Annotated in this window: 16 protein-coding genes; 13 read left to right on the top strand and 3 right to left on the bottom strand. The window is 76.1% G+C overall.

Going from position 1 to position 16,765, the window contains the following annotated elements; translation table 11 throughout:
* Positions 1-245: 245 nt before the first annotated feature.
* Complete coding sequence (locus ACH5AR_RS26380; protein ID WP_396303989.1) at positions 246-1,253, bottom strand: ATP-binding protein; 1,008 nt, start codon at positions 1,251-1,253, stop codon at positions 246-248.
* Positions 1,254-1,468: 215 nt separating this feature from the next.
* Between ACH5AR_RS26380 and ACH5AR_RS26375 the strand changes: the two genes are divergently transcribed.
* Positions 1,469-2,359 carry an oxidoreductase gene (locus tag ACH5AR_RS26375; RefSeq protein WP_396303988.1) on the top strand — a complete coding sequence of 297 codons (891 nt, stop codon included), beginning with the start codon at positions 1,469-1,471 and terminating at the stop codon, positions 2,357-2,359.
* A 371-nt stretch (positions 2,360-2,730) separates the two neighbouring features.
* On the opposite strand, the gene ACH5AR_RS26370 is transcribed toward ACH5AR_RS26375, so the two are convergent.
* Positions 2,731-3,528: an HAD family hydrolase gene (locus ACH5AR_RS26370; protein WP_396304013.1), complete on the bottom strand. Its 798-nt coding sequence runs from the start codon at positions 3,526-3,528 to the stop codon at positions 2,731-2,733.
* An 825-nt stretch (positions 3,529-4,353) separates the two neighbouring features.
* On the opposite strand from ACH5AR_RS26370, the gene ssd reads away from it, so the two are divergent.
* The 8 genes from ssd (at position 4,354) to ACH5AR_RS26330 (ending at position 10,189) form a co-directional block, all read left to right on the top strand.
* Positions 4,354-5,478 carry a septum site-determining protein Ssd gene (gene ssd / locus ACH5AR_RS26365; protein WP_396303987.1) on the top strand — a complete coding sequence of 375 codons (1,125 nt, stop codon included), beginning with the start codon at positions 4,354-4,356 and terminating at the stop codon, positions 5,476-5,478.
* The gene (locus tag ACH5AR_RS26360; protein ID WP_396303986.1) at positions 5,478-6,815 is read left to right on the top strand and encodes a TadA family conjugal transfer-associated ATPase; all 1,338 of its coding nucleotides are present in this window, start codon (positions 5,478-5,480) and stop codon (positions 6,813-6,815) included. Before ssd ends, ACH5AR_RS26360 begins: the two co-directional genes overlap by 1 nt.
* Positions 6,812-6,958, top strand: a complete 147-nt coding sequence (locus ACH5AR_RS26355; RefSeq protein ID WP_396303985.1) for a hypothetical protein — start codon at positions 6,812-6,814, stop codon at positions 6,956-6,958. Before ACH5AR_RS26360 ends, ACH5AR_RS26355 begins: the two co-directional genes overlap by 4 nt.
* Positions 6,959-6,963: 5 nt before the next feature.
* The gene (locus ACH5AR_RS26350; RefSeq protein ID WP_396303984.1) at positions 6,964-7,992 is read left to right on the top strand and encodes a type II secretion system F family protein; all 1,029 of its coding nucleotides are present in this window, start codon (positions 6,964-6,966) and stop codon (positions 7,990-7,992) included.
* 128 nt (positions 7,993-8,120) lie between these two features.
* On the top strand, positions 8,121-8,765 hold the full coding sequence (locus ACH5AR_RS26345) for a type II secretion system F family protein (protein WP_396303983.1): 645 nt from the start codon (positions 8,121-8,123) through the stop codon (positions 8,763-8,765).
* Positions 8,766-8,817: 52 nt separating this feature from the next.
* Positions 8,818-9,114 carry a DUF4244 domain-containing protein gene (locus ACH5AR_RS26340; protein ID WP_396303982.1) on the top strand — a complete coding sequence of 99 codons (297 nt, stop codon included), beginning with the start codon at positions 8,818-8,820 and terminating at the stop codon, positions 9,112-9,114.
* A 149-nt stretch (positions 9,115-9,263) separates the two neighbouring features.
* Positions 9,264-9,623 carry a TadE family type IV pilus minor pilin gene (locus tag ACH5AR_RS26335; protein ID WP_396303981.1) on the top strand — a complete coding sequence of 120 codons (360 nt, stop codon included), beginning with the start codon at positions 9,264-9,266 and terminating at the stop codon, positions 9,621-9,623.
* Entirely contained in the window at positions 9,611-10,189 is a 579-nt protein-coding gene (locus ACH5AR_RS26330) for an Rv3654c family TadE-like protein (RefSeq protein ID WP_396303980.1), read from the top strand. Before ACH5AR_RS26335 ends, ACH5AR_RS26330 begins: the two co-directional genes overlap by 13 nt.
* On the opposite strand, the gene ACH5AR_RS26325 is transcribed toward ACH5AR_RS26330, so the two are convergent.
* Positions 10,184-12,658 (bottom strand): DEAD/DEAH box helicase, encoded by a 2,475-nt coding sequence (locus ACH5AR_RS26325; protein WP_396303979.1) that lies wholly within the window; start codon positions 12,656-12,658, stop codon positions 10,184-10,186. The genes ACH5AR_RS26330 and ACH5AR_RS26325 overlap by 6 nt on opposite strands.
* Before the next feature lie 222 nt (positions 12,659-12,880).
* On the opposite strand from ACH5AR_RS26325, the gene bldG reads away from it, so the two are divergent.
* From bldG to ACH5AR_RS26305, 4 genes are all read left to right on the top strand, one after another.
* Positions 12,881-13,222, top strand: coding sequence for an anti-sigma factor antagonist BldG (gene bldG, locus ACH5AR_RS26320; RefSeq protein WP_030240921.1), 342 nt, complete (start codon positions 12,881-12,883; stop codon positions 13,220-13,222).
* A gap of 162 nt (positions 13,223-13,384) precedes the next feature.
* The gene (locus ACH5AR_RS26315; RefSeq protein ID WP_396303978.1) at positions 13,385-13,804 is read left to right on the top strand and encodes an ATP-binding protein; all 420 of its coding nucleotides are present in this window, start codon (positions 13,385-13,387) and stop codon (positions 13,802-13,804) included.
* Positions 13,805-14,189: 385 nt separating this feature from the next.
* Complete coding sequence (locus tag ACH5AR_RS26310) at positions 14,190-14,945, top strand: hypothetical protein (RefSeq protein WP_396303977.1); 756 nt, start codon at positions 14,190-14,192, stop codon at positions 14,943-14,945.
* Positions 14,946-15,209: 264 nt separating this feature from the next.
* Positions 15,210-16,742 carry a methyltransferase gene (locus tag ACH5AR_RS26305; protein WP_396303976.1) on the top strand — a complete coding sequence of 511 codons (1,533 nt, stop codon included), beginning with the start codon at positions 15,210-15,212 and terminating at the stop codon, positions 16,740-16,742.
* Positions 16,743-16,765: the final 23 nt, after the last annotated feature.

Below are 16,765 nucleotides of genomic sequence, written 5' to 3'. Positions count from 1 at the left end.
ACCCCTGGTTCACCCCAATGGGTGGTGGTCGAACGGCCGGGAATCTGCTGGTGACGAGGCTGGACCGCTGCGGTCGGCGCCGGGCGCGGCGAACGGGCCGCGGGGGGCCCCCCCGGGGGGGGGGGCCCGGGGCGGGCGGGGGGGGGGGCGGGGGGGGCGCCGGGGGGGGGGGGCCCGGGGGGGGGGCCCCGGCGCGCGCCCCCCGGGGGGGGGGGCGCCCGCGGCCCGTGCCGGTGGCGGTGCGGTCAGGCGTGGGCGCCCGCCGGGGCCGTGCGCGCGCAGTCCTGCGCGGACTCGCCCAGGACGAAGCCCTCGTCCACCTGGGACGCGAGGTCGATGCCGACCTTGGCGTTGGCCCAACTCTCCGCGTTGCGGCGGTGGAAGAGCACCGCCTGCTCGGTGTAGCGGCGCGCGTCCCGCCGCCCGTACGCCGCGTCGGCCTCGATCCGCAGCTCCTCCAGCACGGTCCGGTTGGCCGGCTCCAGGGACCTCAGCGGCGGTTCGGCGCCCTGCTCCAGGCGGCGCACCCAGTCCGACTGCCCGAAGGCGGTGAGCAGGTCGTCGCCCACCTCGCGGCGCAGGAAGGCCAGGTCGTCCGGGCCCTGCACCTTGTTCCCCACGACCCGCAGCCGCACGCCGAAGTCGCGGGCGTACTCCTTGTACTGGCGGTAGACGGAGACGCCCTTGCGGGTCGGCTCGGCGATCAGGAAGGTGAGGTCGAAGCGGGTGAACAGGCCGGACGCGAAGGAGTCCGAGCCGGCCGTCATGTCCGTCACCAGGTACTCGCCCGGGCCGTCCAGCAGGTGGTTCAGCAGCAGCTCCACTGCCCCGACCTTGGAGTGGTAGCAGGCCACCCCGAGGTCCTCCTCGGTGAACGCGCCCGTCGCCAGCAGCCGGACCGAGCCCTCGTCCAGCGCGATCGGGCGGGCGCAGGAGGCGTAGACGGGGTTCTCCTCGACGATCCGCAGCAGTCGCGAGCCGCGGCCGGGCGGCGTGGTTTTGATCATCTCGTCGGAGGAGCGGATGAGCGGGTTGCTGCCGCGGAGGTACTCCTTGATCTCGGCCAGGTGACCGCCCAGCGAGGGCAGTTCGGCGGCCTGATTGTCCGTCAGTCCGAGGGCCGGGCCGAGGTGCTGGTTGATGTCGGCGTCCACGGCGACGACCGGCCGGCCGAGGGCTGCCAGGTGGCGGATGAACAGCGCGGACAGCGTGGTCTTCCCGCTGCCGCCCTTGCCGACGAAGGCGATCTTCATCTGGGGACTCCGGCTTTCGCTCAGGGCCCTCGCTGCGGGCCGCCCGCCCGGGAGCCGCGCCGTGCGGCCCCAGTTGGAAATAGTTATCGTCTCCGATAGCAGCCATGCTAGCCGTGGTTCGGGTTGCACCGGGGGTCGGACGTGAGGATTGCCTCTAACGGGTGATGCGGGGTTGCTGTTCCGGGAGGGGCGGCCCGTTCATTACTCTCGGGTAGGTGAGCACTGGAACTGATCCCCTCGCCCCGCTGGCCCAGCTCCCCGGGGTGCCCGACGCGGTGGCCGAGGTGCGCAAGGCCGTCGACCGGCTCTACGGTCACCGCGTGATGCGCCGCCGCGCGGCCGAGGTCACCTCCGAGTCCGCGCTGCGCGGCGCCCGCGCGTCGGCGGCCCTGGCCGGGGCCGACTGGCCGCTGGAGGAGGTTCGCCGCCGCAGCGACTTCGGCGCGGACCCGGAGGCCCGGACGGTCGGCGCCGCCCTGCGGGTCGCCGCCGAGGCCGGCCAGCTGCTCAGCATCTGGCGGCACTCGCCGCTCCAGGTGCTGGCCCGGCTGCACCTGCTCGCGGTCGGCGACGGCGATCCGGCCGCCGGCCGCCCGCGGCGGCCCGGGGAGGCCGCCGAGGAGCTGTTCCCGCTGGAGCTGGAGCCGGTGGAGAGCGTCGAGGTCGACGCCGTCGACGGGCCGCTGCCGGTGCTGCCGCCCGCTCCGGGGGCGGAGGAGGTCGCGGCCCGGCTCGACCAGCTCTCCCGGCTGCTGGTGGCGCGCGCGGAGGGCCAGGGCGTGGGTACGCCGGCCCTGGTGGTGGCCTCGGTGGTGCACGGCGAACTGCTCGCACTGCGCCCCTTCGCCGCCCACAACGGCGTGATCGCGCGCGCCGCCCAGCGGATCGTGCTGATCGCCGAGGGGCTCGACCCGAAGTCGATCTGCCCGGCCGAGGTCGGCCTGGCGGAGCTCGGCACCGCCGCTCACCGCCGGGCGCTGGCCGGCTACCTGGCGGGGACCGCCGAGGGGATGGCGGCCTGGATCGCGTACTGCGGCCGGGCGCTGCGGCTCGGCGTCAGGGAGAGCACGGCGGTCTGCGAGGCGATGCAGCGCGGGATGGTCTGAGCGGCCGGAGCGGCGCGCGGCGCCCACGGGGGGCGCGCGAAGACGTGGATGCGGCGGCACCTGATCCTGCCGGGTGCCGCCGCTGGTGCAGATACCGGGTGACCATGCATGCACCGGAAGTGCCGATCAGACGGGGATCCTGCCCGTTCGTCTGGTCCGGCGGCCCGACAGCGGGTCGGCTGCATGTGGGTGCCCGGATATCTGTACGTGCGGTCCGTGGGCCTGAACTGCGTTGTCGGTTTGACCTCTTGGGTCCTGACCGGGTCTCGCGGGCCGTGCTTCATTTGTATCGCGTTTCGGGGGAAAGGGGAACCCGGAACGAGAAGTAGATCCCGATTGACCGTTTTGTCCAAAGCTGCCGGGTCAGGGCCTCAGGCGGCGGGACGCCGCCGCCGGGCCAGGTACCAGATCACCCCGGCGGTCACCGCGGCCGTCCCGAGCGCCACGGCGGTGAGCACCGAGCCGCTCGGGGCCGAGAACTCGGGCAGTCGGCGCCGCAGTTCCACCGGCTTCTCGAAGACCAGCACCGGCCACTGCCGGGCCTGCGCCTCCTTCCGCAGCGCACGGTCCGGGTTGACCGCCGACGGGTGGCCGACCGCCTCCAGCAGCGGAAGGTCGGTGGAGGAGTCGCTGTAGGCGTAGGACGAGGCCAGGTCGTAGCCCTCGGTCGCGGCCAACTCCCGGATCGCGGCGGCCTTGTTCTCGGCGTACGCGTAGTACTCGATCTCGCCGGTGTAGCAGCCGTCCTCGACCTTCAGCCGGGTGGCGATCACGTGGTCCGCGCCGAGCAGCCGGCCGATCGGCTCGACCACCTCGGAGCCGGAGCTGCTGACGATCACCACGTCCCGGCCCGCCGCGTGGTGCTGCTCGATCAGTGAGGCGGCCTCGTCGTAGATGATCGGGTCGATCAGGTTGTGCAGGGTCTCGGCGACGATCTCGCGGACCTGCTGCACGTTCCAGCCCCGGGTGAGCGCGGAGAGGTACGCGCGCATCTTCTCCATCTGGTCGTGGTCCGCCCCGCCGACCAGGAAGACGAACTGGGCGTACGCGCTGCGCAGCACGGCCCGACGGTTGATCAGTCCGCCCTGGTAGAAGGGGCGGCTGAAGGCGAGCGCGCTCGACTTGGCGATGATGGTCTTGTCGAGGTCGAAGAAGGCCGCCGTGCGCAGCCCGCCGGGTCGGGGGCGGGCGGGCCGGTGGAGCTCCGCGGGCCCGGTGGTGTCGCCCTGGGAGCCGTCGGCGCGATCGTCGGCGTTCTCGGTGGTGTCCACGGGAACCGAGGATAGAGGGAGCCGCAAAACACCCCGCCATTCGGCGTACTCGCGGGCGTGCGGGTTTGTGTTTCTGGCCGCTCGGGTACACCATGGAAGTCACGGATCGTTCGCGACCGTGCTAACCCGGTCCGGCTCCTCCCCCCCGAGCCGGGCTGTGGATAGACGACCCCCGCTCTCCCCCCCGGCGGGGGTCGTCGCACGTCCGGGGCCATTTTCAGGGCTTGAACCCCTCTCGCGGCGCGGCTGCCGCCCTCGTGTCGGCGGCTTACAGGGGGTGTCGCCACCGCGGGCCGCCGATCGACTTTCGTCACTCTGTGTCGTCATTTGCTCATGCCCGCCAACGGTCGAACGGCTGGTTCCGATCGGTGCCGCAGGCCCCCGGGAAGCGGTGTCCGGACGGGCGGCGGGCGGGGCCGCGGAGAGCGGTGGAACGGCAGGCGGGAGGCCGCCGGTTCATCTCGGTGACCCTCTTTCGTCAATTCTTCGCCGATTAGCCCCCCGCCCGGGTGAACGATTTCCTCCACAGGCCACGAGTTATCCACAGGCAATCGGAACCCGGATGACGGAATCCGGATCTCCCCCCACCGTGATGACCGGCGGCGGTCGCCGGACAGGCCTCACCCCTTCCTCCCTTCGAGGCCTGTCGGCGGCCGTCCGCCGGAACCGTCCGACGTGCGCCGTCGGCCACTCCCGTGGCCTTCGGCGCGGAGGGGAGCAACCATGTCGACGCCGATCGCCGACCACATCACCGCCGAGGGCCCCGCGGCCGCCGGGCCGCTCGTCGTCACCGAGAACGAGGGCTTGGCCGAGCACCTGCTGCGCATCTGCGCCGCGGCGGGCACCGAACCGAGGCTGGTCCGGGGCGCGCCGCCGACGCGGGACCTCTGGGAAGGGGCCTCGCTGGTCCTGGTCGGGGACGACCAGGCCGTCCGCTGCTCCGGGCTGGGGCGGCGCGGCGGGGTGCTGCTGCTCGGGCTGGACCTCGACGACCCCGGGGTGTGGGTTAGAGCCGTCCAACTCGGGGCCGAGCACGTGCTCTTCCTTCCCGATGCCGAGGCCTGGCTGCTCGACCGGATCGCCGACGCGGCCGAGGGCGTCGGCTGCCCGGCGGTCACCGTCGCGGTGCTCGGCGGGTCCGGCGGGGCCGGCGCCTCGACCCTGGCCTGCGCGCTGGCGGTCACGTCCGCGCGGGCGGGGCGGCGCACGATGCTCCTGGACGGCGATCCGCTGGGCGGGGGCCTGGACGTCCTGCTCGGTGGCGAGCGGGTCAGCGGGCTGCGCTGGCCCGATCTGGCGAGCTCCCGCGGGCGGGTCAGCGGGGCCGAGCTGGCCCGGGCGCTGCCGGCGCTCAAACGGCTCTCCGCGCTGTCCTGCCTGTCCTGGGACCGCGGGGACACCCTGACGGTGCCGCCGGAGGCGATGCGCAGCGTGCTGGCCGCCGCCAGACGGCGCGGCGGGCTGGTGGTGGTCGACGTGCCCCGCCACCTCGACGCGGCCGCCGGGCAGGCACTGGAGCAGTCCGACCTGGCACTCCTGGTGGTGTCGGCGGAGCTGCGCGCGGTGGCGGCCGCCGACCGGGTCGCGGCGGCGGCCCGGATGCGGCTCGGCGACGTCCGGGCCGTGGTGCGGCCGGTGCGGGCCGGGGGGCTCCCGGCCCGGCAGGTCGTCCGCGGACTGCGGCTGCCGCTGGCGGGGGAGCTGGAGCCGGAGCCGGGCCTGGCCCAGGACGTCGTGAAGGGCGTCCCGCCCGGAAGCCGGGAGGGCGGCCCGCTCGCGCGCTTCTGTGCGAGCTTCCTGGACGAGGTGCTGCCGCCGGTGCCGGCCGTCGGGGGAGGTGTGTACTGATGGTCCGTCTGCGCAGAACGGTCCTCCGGGGCGCTGTGGCCGGTCCGGGCGGCGGTGCGCGGGAGCACCGGCCGCTGCGGAGCGTGCCGCCGGCCGGCGGGCCCCCGCAGCCCGGGCACGGGCCCTGCCCGTACGGCCGGACGGCCCGCGAGCAGCGGGCGGCGGCCCTGGTGGACGCCGTCCGGCTGCGGCTGGCCGAGTCGGGGGCCGCCCCGACGGCCGGCTCGGTCGCGGCCGCGCTGCGGGCCGCCCGCCCGCCGCTCGGCGGGGACGAGGTCCTGGACACCGTGCGCTCGCTGCGCGCCGAACTGGTGGGTGCGGGCCCGCTGGACGGCCTGCTGGCGGCGCCCGACGTCACGGACGTCCTGGTGAACGGTCCGGACGAAGTGTGGGTCGACCGCGGCGGCGGCCTGCAGCGCACCACCGGAGTCCGCTTCGCCGACGCGGAGGCGGTGCGCCGGCTGGCCCACCGGCTGGCCACCGCGGCCGGCCGGCGGCTGGACGACGCCCGCCCCTGGGTGGACGCCCGGCTTCCGGACGGCACCCGGCTGCATGCCGTGCTGCCGCCGATCGCGGCCGGCTGTACCCACATCTCGCTGCGGGTCTGCCGGCCCAGGCCCTTCACGCTGGACGAGCTGGTGGCGGGCGGGTCGCTGCCACCGGAGGGTGCGGAGCTGCTCGCGGGCATCGTGCGGGCCCGGCTGTCGCTGCTCGTGTCCGGGGGGACGGGCTCGGGGAAGACGACCCTCCTGTCGGCGCTGCTCGGCCTGGTCGGGCCGCAGGAGCGGATCGTGGTCGCCGAGGACTCCGCCGAGCTGCAACCGGCCCACCCGCACGTGGTCCGGTTGCAGAGCCGGCCGCCCAACCAGGAGGGGCTGGGCGAGTTCACCCTGCGGGACCTCGTCCGCCAGGCCCTGCGGATGCGCCCGGACCGGCTGGTGATCGGCGAGGTCCGCGGCGCGGAGGTGTCGGACCTGCTGGCCGCCCTGAACACCGGGCACGAGGGCGGCTGCGGCACGGTCCACGCCAACACGGCGGCGGACGTCCCGGTCCGGCTGGAGGCCCTGGGTGCGCTCGCGGGCCTCGACCGGACGGCACTGCACGGCCAGCTGCGGGCCGCGCTCGACGTGGTGGTGCACCTGGTCCGCGATCCGGGCACGGGGCGGCGCCGGGTGGCGGAGGTCCACACCCTGGCGGGCGCCGGTGACGGATCGGCCGTGACGGTCCCCGCGGTGGCGTTCCCGGCGTCCGGCGGTCTGCGTCCCGGCACGGGCTGGGAGCGGCTGGTCGGGCTGCTGGCGGCGCGCGGGGTGCGGCTCGGACGGGGGTGCCCGTGATCGCGGTGACGGTGGCCGCAGTGGCCGGTGCCGAAATGCGGGTGGTGGAGGTCTCCTTCGCCCTGCTGCTGATCGGGTGTGCCACGGGCGCCTTGGTGCTGCTCGGCGGCACGGGCCGGAAAAGGCGAGGAGAGCGGAGGTGAGTGTCGTGACGCTGAGTCAGGTCGTGTCCTGCTGGGAACTGGTGCTGGTCCTGGTGGCCGTCGCCGCGTGGCGCGCGGTGCAGGAGCGGTCGCCGGGCAGCCGACGCTCCCGGCTGGTGCTGGCGGGCGGCGGTCCGCCGGTGCGGGGGCCGGGCCCGGAGGCCGCGGCGTCGGCCCGGGGCCGACTGCCGGAGTTCCTGGCACCAGAACTGCTGCTCCTCCCGGTGGGGTTGGCCGCAGGGTGGGCCACCGCCTCGCCGGTGCCGGTGATCACGGCCGCTGCGGCCGTCCTGCCGCTGCGCGGGTGGCGGTTGCGGCGACGCCTGGCGGTGGAGTGCCGGCAGCGGGCCGCGGCGGTGGTGGAGCTCTGCGCGGGCCTCGCCGGGGAGTTGCGCGGCGGGGCGACACCGGAGCAGGCGCTGCACCTGGTCACCGCGCGGCTCGCCGCCGACCCCCAGGGGCTGCGCAGACTCGGCGAGGAGCCGGTGGCCCGGCTGGCGGCCGGCCGCTACGGCGGGGACGTGCCCGCCGCGCTGCACCTGCTGGCCGAGCTCCCGGGCGGCAGCGGCGCAGCGGCCGTCGCGGCCTGCTGGGGGGTGGCCGCGGGCTGCGGGTCGGGGCCGGCCGACGCGCTGGACCGGGTCGCGGAGGCGCTGCGCGCCGAGCAGGCGCTCGCGGAGGAGATCGCCGGGGAACTGGCCGGGCCGCGCGCGACGATCGCCGTCCTCGCCGCCCTGCCGGGCGTCGGGCTGCTCCTGGGTGCGGCGCTGGGGGCGCATCCGCTGGAGGTCCTGCTGCACACCCCGGTCGGCCTTGGCTGCCTCGCGGCGGGGGCGGTCCTGGAAGGGCTGGGCGTGCTCTGGACGGCACGCATCGTCCGGGCGGCGGCCCACGGCGCGCTCGGCACGTCCGAGGGGCCGGGCGGGCGCGGCCCGGCCGGCGGTGCGGCGCCCGTCCGGCGGCCGGGCGAGCGGCGTGGCGGGCCGGCGCGGCTGGGCGTACGGGCCCTCGGCGCGGGCGTGGAGGTGCGGTGATGCGGGCCCTCGTGTGGACGATCGGCGCCGTTCCGGCGGGTGCGGTGGCCGCGGGGTGGCCGGCGGTACGCCGCCTGGCCCGGTACAGAAGGGTGCTCGCCCGGGCCCGGAGCCGCGGGGACGGGCGGATGCGGACCGAGGCGGCGGCCTCGGGAACCGGGCGTTACCGGCGGGTGGTGACGGCGGCCGTCGCCGCCTTCGCGGCGGCGGCGCTGGTCGGCGGTGGCATCGGGCTGCTCGTCGGGGCACTGCTGGCGGTGGGTGTCCACCGGTGGTCGGCCCGGGTGCGGTCGCCGGTCGACCGCCGGGCTGCCCGCGAGGAGGAGCTGCTGACCAGGCAACTCCCACTGGGAGCCGAGCTGTTGGCCGCCTGTCTCGCGTCGGCGGCGCTGCCCTCGGAGGCGGTGTCGGCGGTGGGGCGGAGCGTGGGGGCGCCACTGGGCCCCCGTCTGGCGGCGATCGGGGCCGAACTGGCCCTGGGCGCACCGCCGGAGCTGTGCTGGCACCGCCTGGGGGAGCAGCACCCCTCGCTGGCGCCGCTGGCCCGCTGCCTGGAGCGCAGCAGCCTCGGAGGCGTCCCCGCCGCCGGCCCGCTGATCGGGCTGGCCCAGGGGCAGCGCACGGCGGCCGCGCGTGCGGCCCATGCGAGGGTCCGCCGGGCCGCGGTGCTCGCCACCGCGCCGCTGGGGCTCTGCTTCCTCCCGGCCTTCGTCCTGATCGGCGTGGTGCCGGTGGTCGTCGGCCTCACCAGCCGCTTCGCCCAGGTGATGTGAGTGGGCGTCGTGGTCAAGGACATCAACGGACATCGATTGACAGGAGAGATCCATGACCGCAGTGATCGCGATCGGAACCGCCGCCGGGCGTCCGCTCCGCCCGTCGGCCGAGGAGTTCTGGCGGCGAAGGAGCCGGCGTGCGGCCTGCCGGGCACGCCGGGTGACGCTCCTGGTCCGCCGGGCGGCGCGGCGCCGGGGCCGCTCGGACGCCGGGATGACCACGGCCGAGTACGCCGTCGGGACGCTGGGCGCGTGCGCGCTCGCGGCCGGGCTGTACAAGGTGGTGACCAGCGAGGCCATCACGGGCGCGCTGACCGACATGCTGGTCCGGGCGCTCCATGCGACGTAGGGCCGTCCGCCGAAATCCCGCGAGCGGGCCGCGTCTTGCCGGGTGGACGACGCGGCGGCACACCGCACGCGGGTGCCGCCGGGGGCCCGGGGCCGGGCCGTGGCCGGGCGTGGTCGCTGCGGCCCGGGCGGCGCGGTGATGCGGGTTTCGTGACGGCGGAGACGGCGGTGGCCCTGCCGGCGCTCCTCCTGCTCGCGGTGATGCTGATCTGGGGTGTGCTCGCGGCAGCCGCGCAGATCCGCTGCGTGGACGCCGCCCGGGTCGGTGCCAGGGCGGCCGCGCGCGGGGAGGCGGACGCCGTCGAACTCGCCCGCGCGGCGGCTCCACCGGGCGCGCAGGTCCGGGTGACCGTGGCGGCCGACACGGTCCGGGTCGACGTCGAGGCGCCGTGTGCGGGCCCGGGCAGGCTCGGCGGGCTGCTCGCCGTCCGGCTCGGCGCGGCGGCCGTGGCGGCCCGGGAGGACGCCCCGGCGGCAGCGGAGGGCGGTGATGGCCCGTGGCCGTCCTGAGCGGGTTGCGGGCCGGAGCTCGGCGGGTGGCGCGCGCCCGGGCGGCCCGAGCGGTCGCGGCGGGCGGCCGGGGGCCGGACGCCGGTTCGGCGACGGTCTGGCTGCTCGCGCTGGTGGTGCCGGGGACGGTGGTGTTCGCCGGAACGCTCGTCGTCGGCTCGGTGGTGGCCGCCCGGCACCGGGCCGAGGCGGCGGCCGACCTCGCGGCCCTCGCCGCGGCGGACCGGCTGCTGCTGGACGCGGACGGCGGCTGCGCCCGGGCCGCCGTGATCGCCGCGGCCCAGGGCGCGGGGCTGGTGTCCTGCGCGGTCGACCGGCCGGCGGACGCCGTCGAGGTGGTGGCCGAGGTGGCGGTCCGCGGGCTCCCGCCCCGGCTGTCGGTCGGGCCGGCCCGGGCGAGGGCCCGCGCCGGCCTGGTGCGGGCCCCGGTCACCGGCCCGGAAGGCGGGCCTGGAGGCGGCTCGGAAGGCGGGCCCAACGATGGCCCCGGAGACGGACCGGAGCGCGCGCCCGGCGAGGCTCCGGTCGGCGCCCCGCCGGGCGCCGCTGCGGGGGCGGGCTCATGAGCCGGCCGACGCTCCACGGCCCGGCGGCGGGCCGTCCGAGGGCCCGTTCGCCACCGGTGCGTCTGCCGGGCCCGCCGGCCCTGCGCCCGTCGGCCCTGCGCCCGTCGGGTCGGCGGCCTCCGTCGCGACGGCTGCGTTCGAAGCCTGCGCGGTCCCGGGCGCCCCGGCGAGCAGGACGTCCAGGAGCCGGACGGCGGCGGCCTTGTCCAGCGGGTCGTTCCCGTTGCCGCACTTGGGCGACTGGACGCAGGACGGGCAGCCGCGCTCGCACTCGCAGGAGGCGATCGCCGTCCTGGTGGCCGACAGCCACTGGACGGCCCGCTGGAAGCCGCGTTCGGCGAACCCGGCCCCGCCCGGGTGGCCGTCGTAGACGAAGACGGTCGGCAGGCCGGTGTCCGGGTGCAGCGGGACGGAGACGCCGCCGATGTCCCACCGGTCGCAGGTGGCGAACAGCGGTAGCAGGCCGATCGAGGCGTGTTCGGCGGCGTGGGCGGCGCCGGGCAGCTGGTCCGGAGGGATGTCCGCGTCGAGCAGCTGGTCCTCGGTGACGGTCCACCAGACCGCGCGGGTGCGCAGCGTGCGGGGCGGCAGGTCGAGCTTGGTCTCGCCCATGATCTCCCCGGTGGAGATCCGCTTGCGGAGGTAGCCGACCACCTGGTTGACCACCTCCACCGAGCCGAAGCAGAGCCGGCCCTCGCCCCAGTCCGCGGTGGTGTCGGTGTCCAGGACGGAGACGGAGGTGATGTCGCGGGCGGCCGTGGTGTACGGCGGGTCGGCCGGCGCGACCAGGGCGACGGAGTTCTCCAGGTCGAGCTCCCGGACCAGGTAGGTCCGGCCCTGGTGCAGGTGGACGGCTCCGGTGTGGACGGTGGTGTGCGCGGCCGCGGCGTCCACCGTGCCGAGCAGCCGGCCGGTGTCGGCCTCGACGATCTGCACCGGGCTGCCGCCGCTTCCGCGCAGGTCCACCGCGTCGGCCGCGCGCTCGCGGCGGGTCCAGTACCAGGAGCCGTCGCTGCGCCGGCGCAGCAGGCCGCGCCGCTCCAGGACCGGCAGCAGTGGCCCGGTGGACGGCCCGAACAGCTCCAGGTCGGCGTCGGTGAGCGGGAGTTCGGCGGCGGCCGCGCACAGGTGCGGGGCGAGCACGTGCGGGTTGTCGGGGTCGAGCACGGTGGCCTCGACGGGGGCCGCGAACAGCGCCTCCGGGTGGTGCACCAGGTAGGTGTCCAGCGGGTCGTCCCGGGCGATCAGGACGGCCAGGGCGCCCTGGGCCTCCCGGCCCGCCCGGCCCGCCTGCTGCCAGAGCGAGGCCCGGGTGCCCGGGTAGCCGGCCATCAGGACGGCGTCGAGGCCGGAGATGTCGACGCCGAGTTCGAGAGCGGAGGTGGAGGCGAGGCCCAGCAGTCGGCCGGTGTGCAGGTCGCGTTCCAGCGCGCGGCGCTCGTCGGCGAGGTAGCCGCCGCGGTAGGCGGCGACCCTTCTGGCGAGCGGGCGGTCCAGCTGGTCCTGGGTCTGGAGCGCGACGAGCTCGGCGGCGCGCCGGGAGCGTACGAAGACCACGGTGCGGGTCCCCTGCTCGACCAGGTCGGTCAGCAGGTGGGCGGCCTCGGCGGTCGCGGTGCGGCGCACGGGCGCGCCGTGCTCGCCGACGTTCTCGGTCAGCGGCGGCTCCCAGAGGCCGAAGACCATCGGGCCGCGCGGCGAGGCGTCCTCGGTGACGGCCTCGGCGGGCAGGCCGGTCAGCCGCCGCGCGGTCGCGGCCGGGTCGGCGGTGGTGGCGGAGGCCAGCAGGAAGGTGGGTGACGAACCGTAGCGGGCGCAGAGGCGGCGCAGCCGCCGCAGCACCTGGGCGACGTGCGAGCCGAACACGCCCCGGTAGCTGTGGCACTCGTCGACGACCACGTAGCGCAGTGCCTTGAGGAAGGAGGACCAGCGGGCATGGCCGGGCAGGATGCCCCGGTGCAGCATGTCCGGGTTGGTGAGCACGTAGGACGCGTACTGGCGGACCCACTCGCGCTCCTCCGGCGGGGTGTCGCCGTCGTAGAGGGCGGCACGCACCCTCGGCGGGGCGAGTTCGGCGGCCCGGCGGCGCTGGTCGGCGGCGAGCGCCTTGGTCGGTGCCAGGTAGAGCGCGGTGGCGCCGCGGCCGTTGCGGGCCTCGGTGCCGGCCAGCAGGTCGCTCAGCACCGGTGCCAGGTAGCCGAGCGACTTGCCCGAGGCGGTGCCTGTGGCGATCACCACAGTCTGGCCGCTTTTGGCCAGGTTCATCGCTTCTGCCTGGTGCGCCCACGGCTGTTCCACGCCCACGGCGCGCGCCGCGGCCACGATCTCCGGGCGGATCGAGTCGGGCCAGGGTGAATAACGCGCAGGTCGGGCGGGAAGGTGCTCCGTATGGGTGAGCCGGTCGGACCGCCCCCGGGCGGCGGCCAGGGTCGTGAGCAGTGCCTCGGGCGGGCTGTGTCGGGGCGGCATGAGGACCCAGTGTGTCACCGGCGTGACGGAGAATCGTCGTAAGCCATCGTGCGGGCATGGTCGCAGGTGGTTGAATGTGGCCGTGACGGCCGTATGGCCGTGGGTCGCAGCGCTGAGGCTTGTCACGCGATGGCTGGGCGCGCCCGGGCTCGCGACCATGCGGTGGCGGCCGTCCGGCCGAGGATCGCACATGACGTAGCAAGGCAAGGTGCTGGAGGTTCCGTGGACCTGTCCCTGTCGACCCGTTCAGTCGGCGATCGTACGGTCGTCGAGGTTGGCGGCGAGATCGATGTGTACACCGCCCCGAAGCTGCGGGAGCAGCTGGTCGAGCTCGTCAACGACGGCAAGTACCACCTCGTCGTCGACATGGAAGGCGTTGACTTCCTCGACTCGACCGGCCTCGGTGTGCTGGTGGGCGGTCTGAAGCGGGTGCGCGCCCACGAGGGCTCGCTGCGCCTCGTCTGCAACCAGGAGCGCATCCTGAAGATCTTCCGCATCACCGGCCTGACCAAGGTCTTCCCGATCCACACCTCGGTGGACGACGCGGTCAGCGCGACCGACTGACGCGGCCGGGCCGGCCCGCGCGGCCGGCCCCGCTCGTTCCTCGCGTCCGGGGGTGCGGGGCCCGTGGTGGCCCGGCGCGGCTCCCGGGCGCCCCTGGGCCGGTTCCGCCGGCCCGCAGGGGCCGGGCCTCCGGCCCCGGTCGGAGCACCCCGAGGGGGAGAGATGGCAACCGTCGAACTTCGCTTCAGCGCGCTTCCCGAGCACGTCCGGACGGCCCGGCTGGTCGCCGCGGCCGTCGCCAGACGGGCCGGGGTCGACGAGTCGGCGCTCGACGAGGTACGGCTCGCGGTCGGTGAGGCGTGCTCCCGTGCGGTCGGCCTGCACCAGCGCGGTGGCATCGGCGGCACGGTCCGGGTCGCGCTGACCGACCAGGAGAAGCGTTTCCTCATCGAGGTCGAGGACGAGGCCGGCCCCGCCGCCGTCCCGGCCTCCGGCGACGCCGAGGGCGGCGAGCCGGACGAGGACACCCTGGGCCTCGCCGTGATCACCGGCCTGGTCGAGGACCTGGAAGTCACCAACGGCACGGACGGTGGCCTGATCCGGATGAGCTGGCCGGTTTCGGTCCCCTCCGTCGCGGTCTGAGACCTGCCCGCCGCAGACCCCGCCCGCCGCAAAGACCCCGCCCGTTCGGGGGCCGTGCTCCGGCCCCCCTTTCGGCCTGCGCCGCCACCTCTCGCCGCCCGCCGGGCCGCCTCGCGTGCAGACGGCCGTCGGCGCTGATCCGTGCCGACGGGGCCGGGCGGGCGGGCCGGGCTGCCCTGCCGTGGACGATCCGGCGGGGGAAGCCGCCCACGAGCCGGGTCGCGCAGCGGGGGCAGCCCCAGGGCAGCCCAGGGGGCGGAGCACGGGGGCGACCAGGGGGCGGAGCACGGGGGCGACCAGGGGCGGGGAGCCGGGAACCGGGGGACGGAGTTCGGCCGTGTAGGTTCGACGACCGATGACGACCGAAACCGAAAGGCCTCTCCCGGTGAACAAGCGACTGCTGGCCGTACCCGCCCTCGGCGTGCTGCTCGCGTTCGGCGCTGTCGGCTGCGGCGGCGACGACAACAGCAAGCAGCTGGAGTCCTGGGCGGCGAGCGTCTGCGGCGCCGCGAAGGACCCGATCGCCCAGGCGCAGGCCGCCCTCGCCGACACCGACCAGGTGAAGACCGGCGAGGCCCCGGCCGACCTCCAGAAGCGGCTCTCCACCGACATCGGGCGGCTGGCCAAGACGAACCAGGACATAGCGGCGGCCATCGACTCCGCCGGCGCGCCGAAGGTGAAGGACGGTGCGACCCTCCAGAAGGACACCGTCGACGAGCTGAAGAAGGCCGCCGACGGCTACGTGGAGGTCCAGAAGAAGCTGGACGCGCTGCCCAACGACGACCAGTCGAAGTTCGCCGACGGGCTGCGCAGCGTGGCCGACCAGCTGCGGCAGCTGGCCTCGCTCTCCACCCAGGCGCAGAGCAAGCTCCAGCACGGCGACCTCGGAGCGGCCATGGCCAAGCAGGAGAGCTGCAAGCCGTCCCCGACCACCGCCCCCACCGGCGGCGCCACGGGAGGCGCCACCGGCGGCGCGAGCACGCCCCCGGCACCCGGCGCCACCGACACCCCGGCGGCCCCGGCCACCACCCCGGCGCCCGGCGCGACCGACGGCGCGAGCCCGGCCGCTGCCGGTGCGACCACCGCTCCGGCTACCGCTCCGGCCACCACCCCGGCGAGCCCCGCCCCCAGCGCGAGCTGACCCGGGCGGGCCGAGCAAAACCGCCGCCCCGCCGCCCGGCCGCCCCGCCGTCCCGCCGTCGTCCCGCTCCGCCGCCGCCCCCGGCGCGCCCCAGAGCCATCCGCCGCGATCCCGCCCCGCCCCGCCCCCTGTCGGCCGACTCTCCGGCCCCGCCAGGGCGGCGCGCGGCGGAGGGCAGGGGGCGTGCGGGGTGGTGCGGGCTTCGGTTCGACGGGGCGGGGCGCAGCGGCGGCCGAGGGGCGGGCGGCGGGGGACAATGGCGGGGTGATCAGTAGCCCCGTTCTCGACCCGACCCGCCTCGCCAAGTTCCGTGAGGCGCTGCTCGCCGCCTCGTTCACCGCCGACGGATGCCTGGACCTGCTCGGGCCCACCGCCTACGCGGCGCTGGCCCGCAGTGAGGCGGTCCCGGCGCTGCGGGCGACTCGCGGTGGCAGCCCGCTGGAGACGCTGGTGCGGCTGTTCCTGTTGCAGCAGCCGGTCCCGTACCGGGCGGCCGCCGCGGCGCTGCCGGTGGAGGACTGCCTGGCGGACGGCTGGCTGCGCCCCGACGGCGATCTGGTGCGGGCCACCGTCGACGTCCGCCCGTACGCCAACGAGGTGGCCGGGCTGCCCGGTTCGGACGCCTGGGTGGTCTCCGACCTGGGCTGCGCGGTGGGCGGCGCGGGCGGCATCGGCTCCGGTGAGACCGCGCACGGGGTGGCCCGCAAGGACCTGGTGCTGGGGGTCGGCGGCGCGTCGACCACGCTGGCCAACATCACCGTGCGCCGCCCCGTCCGGGCCGCGCTGGACCTCGGTTCGGGCTCCGGCGTGCAGGCGCTGCACGCCGCCCGGCACGCCGGGACGGTCACCGCCACCGACCTCAACCCGCGCGCGCTGCGCTTCACCGAGCTGACCCTGGCGCTGTCCGGCTTCGAGCACACCGAGGTGGCCGCCGGGAGCCTCTTCGAGCCGGTCGGGGACCGGAAGTTCGACCTGATCGTCTCCAACCCGCCGTTCGTGATCTCCCCGGGCGGCCGGTTCACCTACCGCGACGGCGGCATGGCCGGCGACGAGCTGTGCCGCAGCCTGGTCCGCTCGGCCGCCGAGCACCTGGAGCCCGGCGGCTACTGCCAGCTGCTCGCCAACTGGCAGCACGTCAAGGGCGAGGACTGGCACGAGCGGCTGGCCGGCTGGGTCGCGGGCACCGGGCTGGACGCCTGGATCGTCCAGCGCGAGGTCCAGGACGTGGCCCAGTACGCCGAGCTGTGGCTGCGCGACGGCGGCGACCACCGCGGCCCGGGCGGTGACTACCAGGCCCGGTACGGCGAGTGGCTGGACGCCTTCGAGGCGGGCGGGGTCGAGGGCGTCGGCATGGGCTGGATCACCCTGCGGGCGAGCGGCGCCGAGCGTCCGACCGTCCGGGTGGAGGAGTGGCCGCACCCGGTGGAGCAGCCGCTCGGCCCGCACATCGAGGCCTGGTTCGACCGGCAGGACTTCCTCCGCTCGCACGACGACGCGGGCCTGCTCTCGGCCCGCTACGTGCTGGCCGACGAGGTGGTCCAGGAGCAGGTCGGCGTGCCGGGTGCGGAGGACCCGGAGCACGTGATCCTGCGTCACAACCGCGGCATGCGGCGGGCCACCAAGGTGGACACCGTGGGCGCCGGCTTCGTCGGGGTCTGCGACGGGACGCTGTCGGCGGGCGAGATCGTGGACGCCATCGCGCAGCTGCTCGGCGAGGACCGGGTGGTCCTGCGGGACCGGGTGCCGGAGTCGCTGCGCCTGCTGACCGAGCAGGGGTTCATCGACCCGGTCCGCTGACGCCGGTCAGCCGGTCAGCCGGT

This window comes from Kitasatospora sp. NPDC018619, assembly GCF_044391605.1.
GTDB lineage: Bacteria > Actinomycetota > Actinomycetes > Streptomycetales > Streptomycetaceae > Kitasatospora.
Note: the sequence above shows the minus strand (reverse complement) of the source record. Positions and strands in the feature narration are given on the sequence as shown.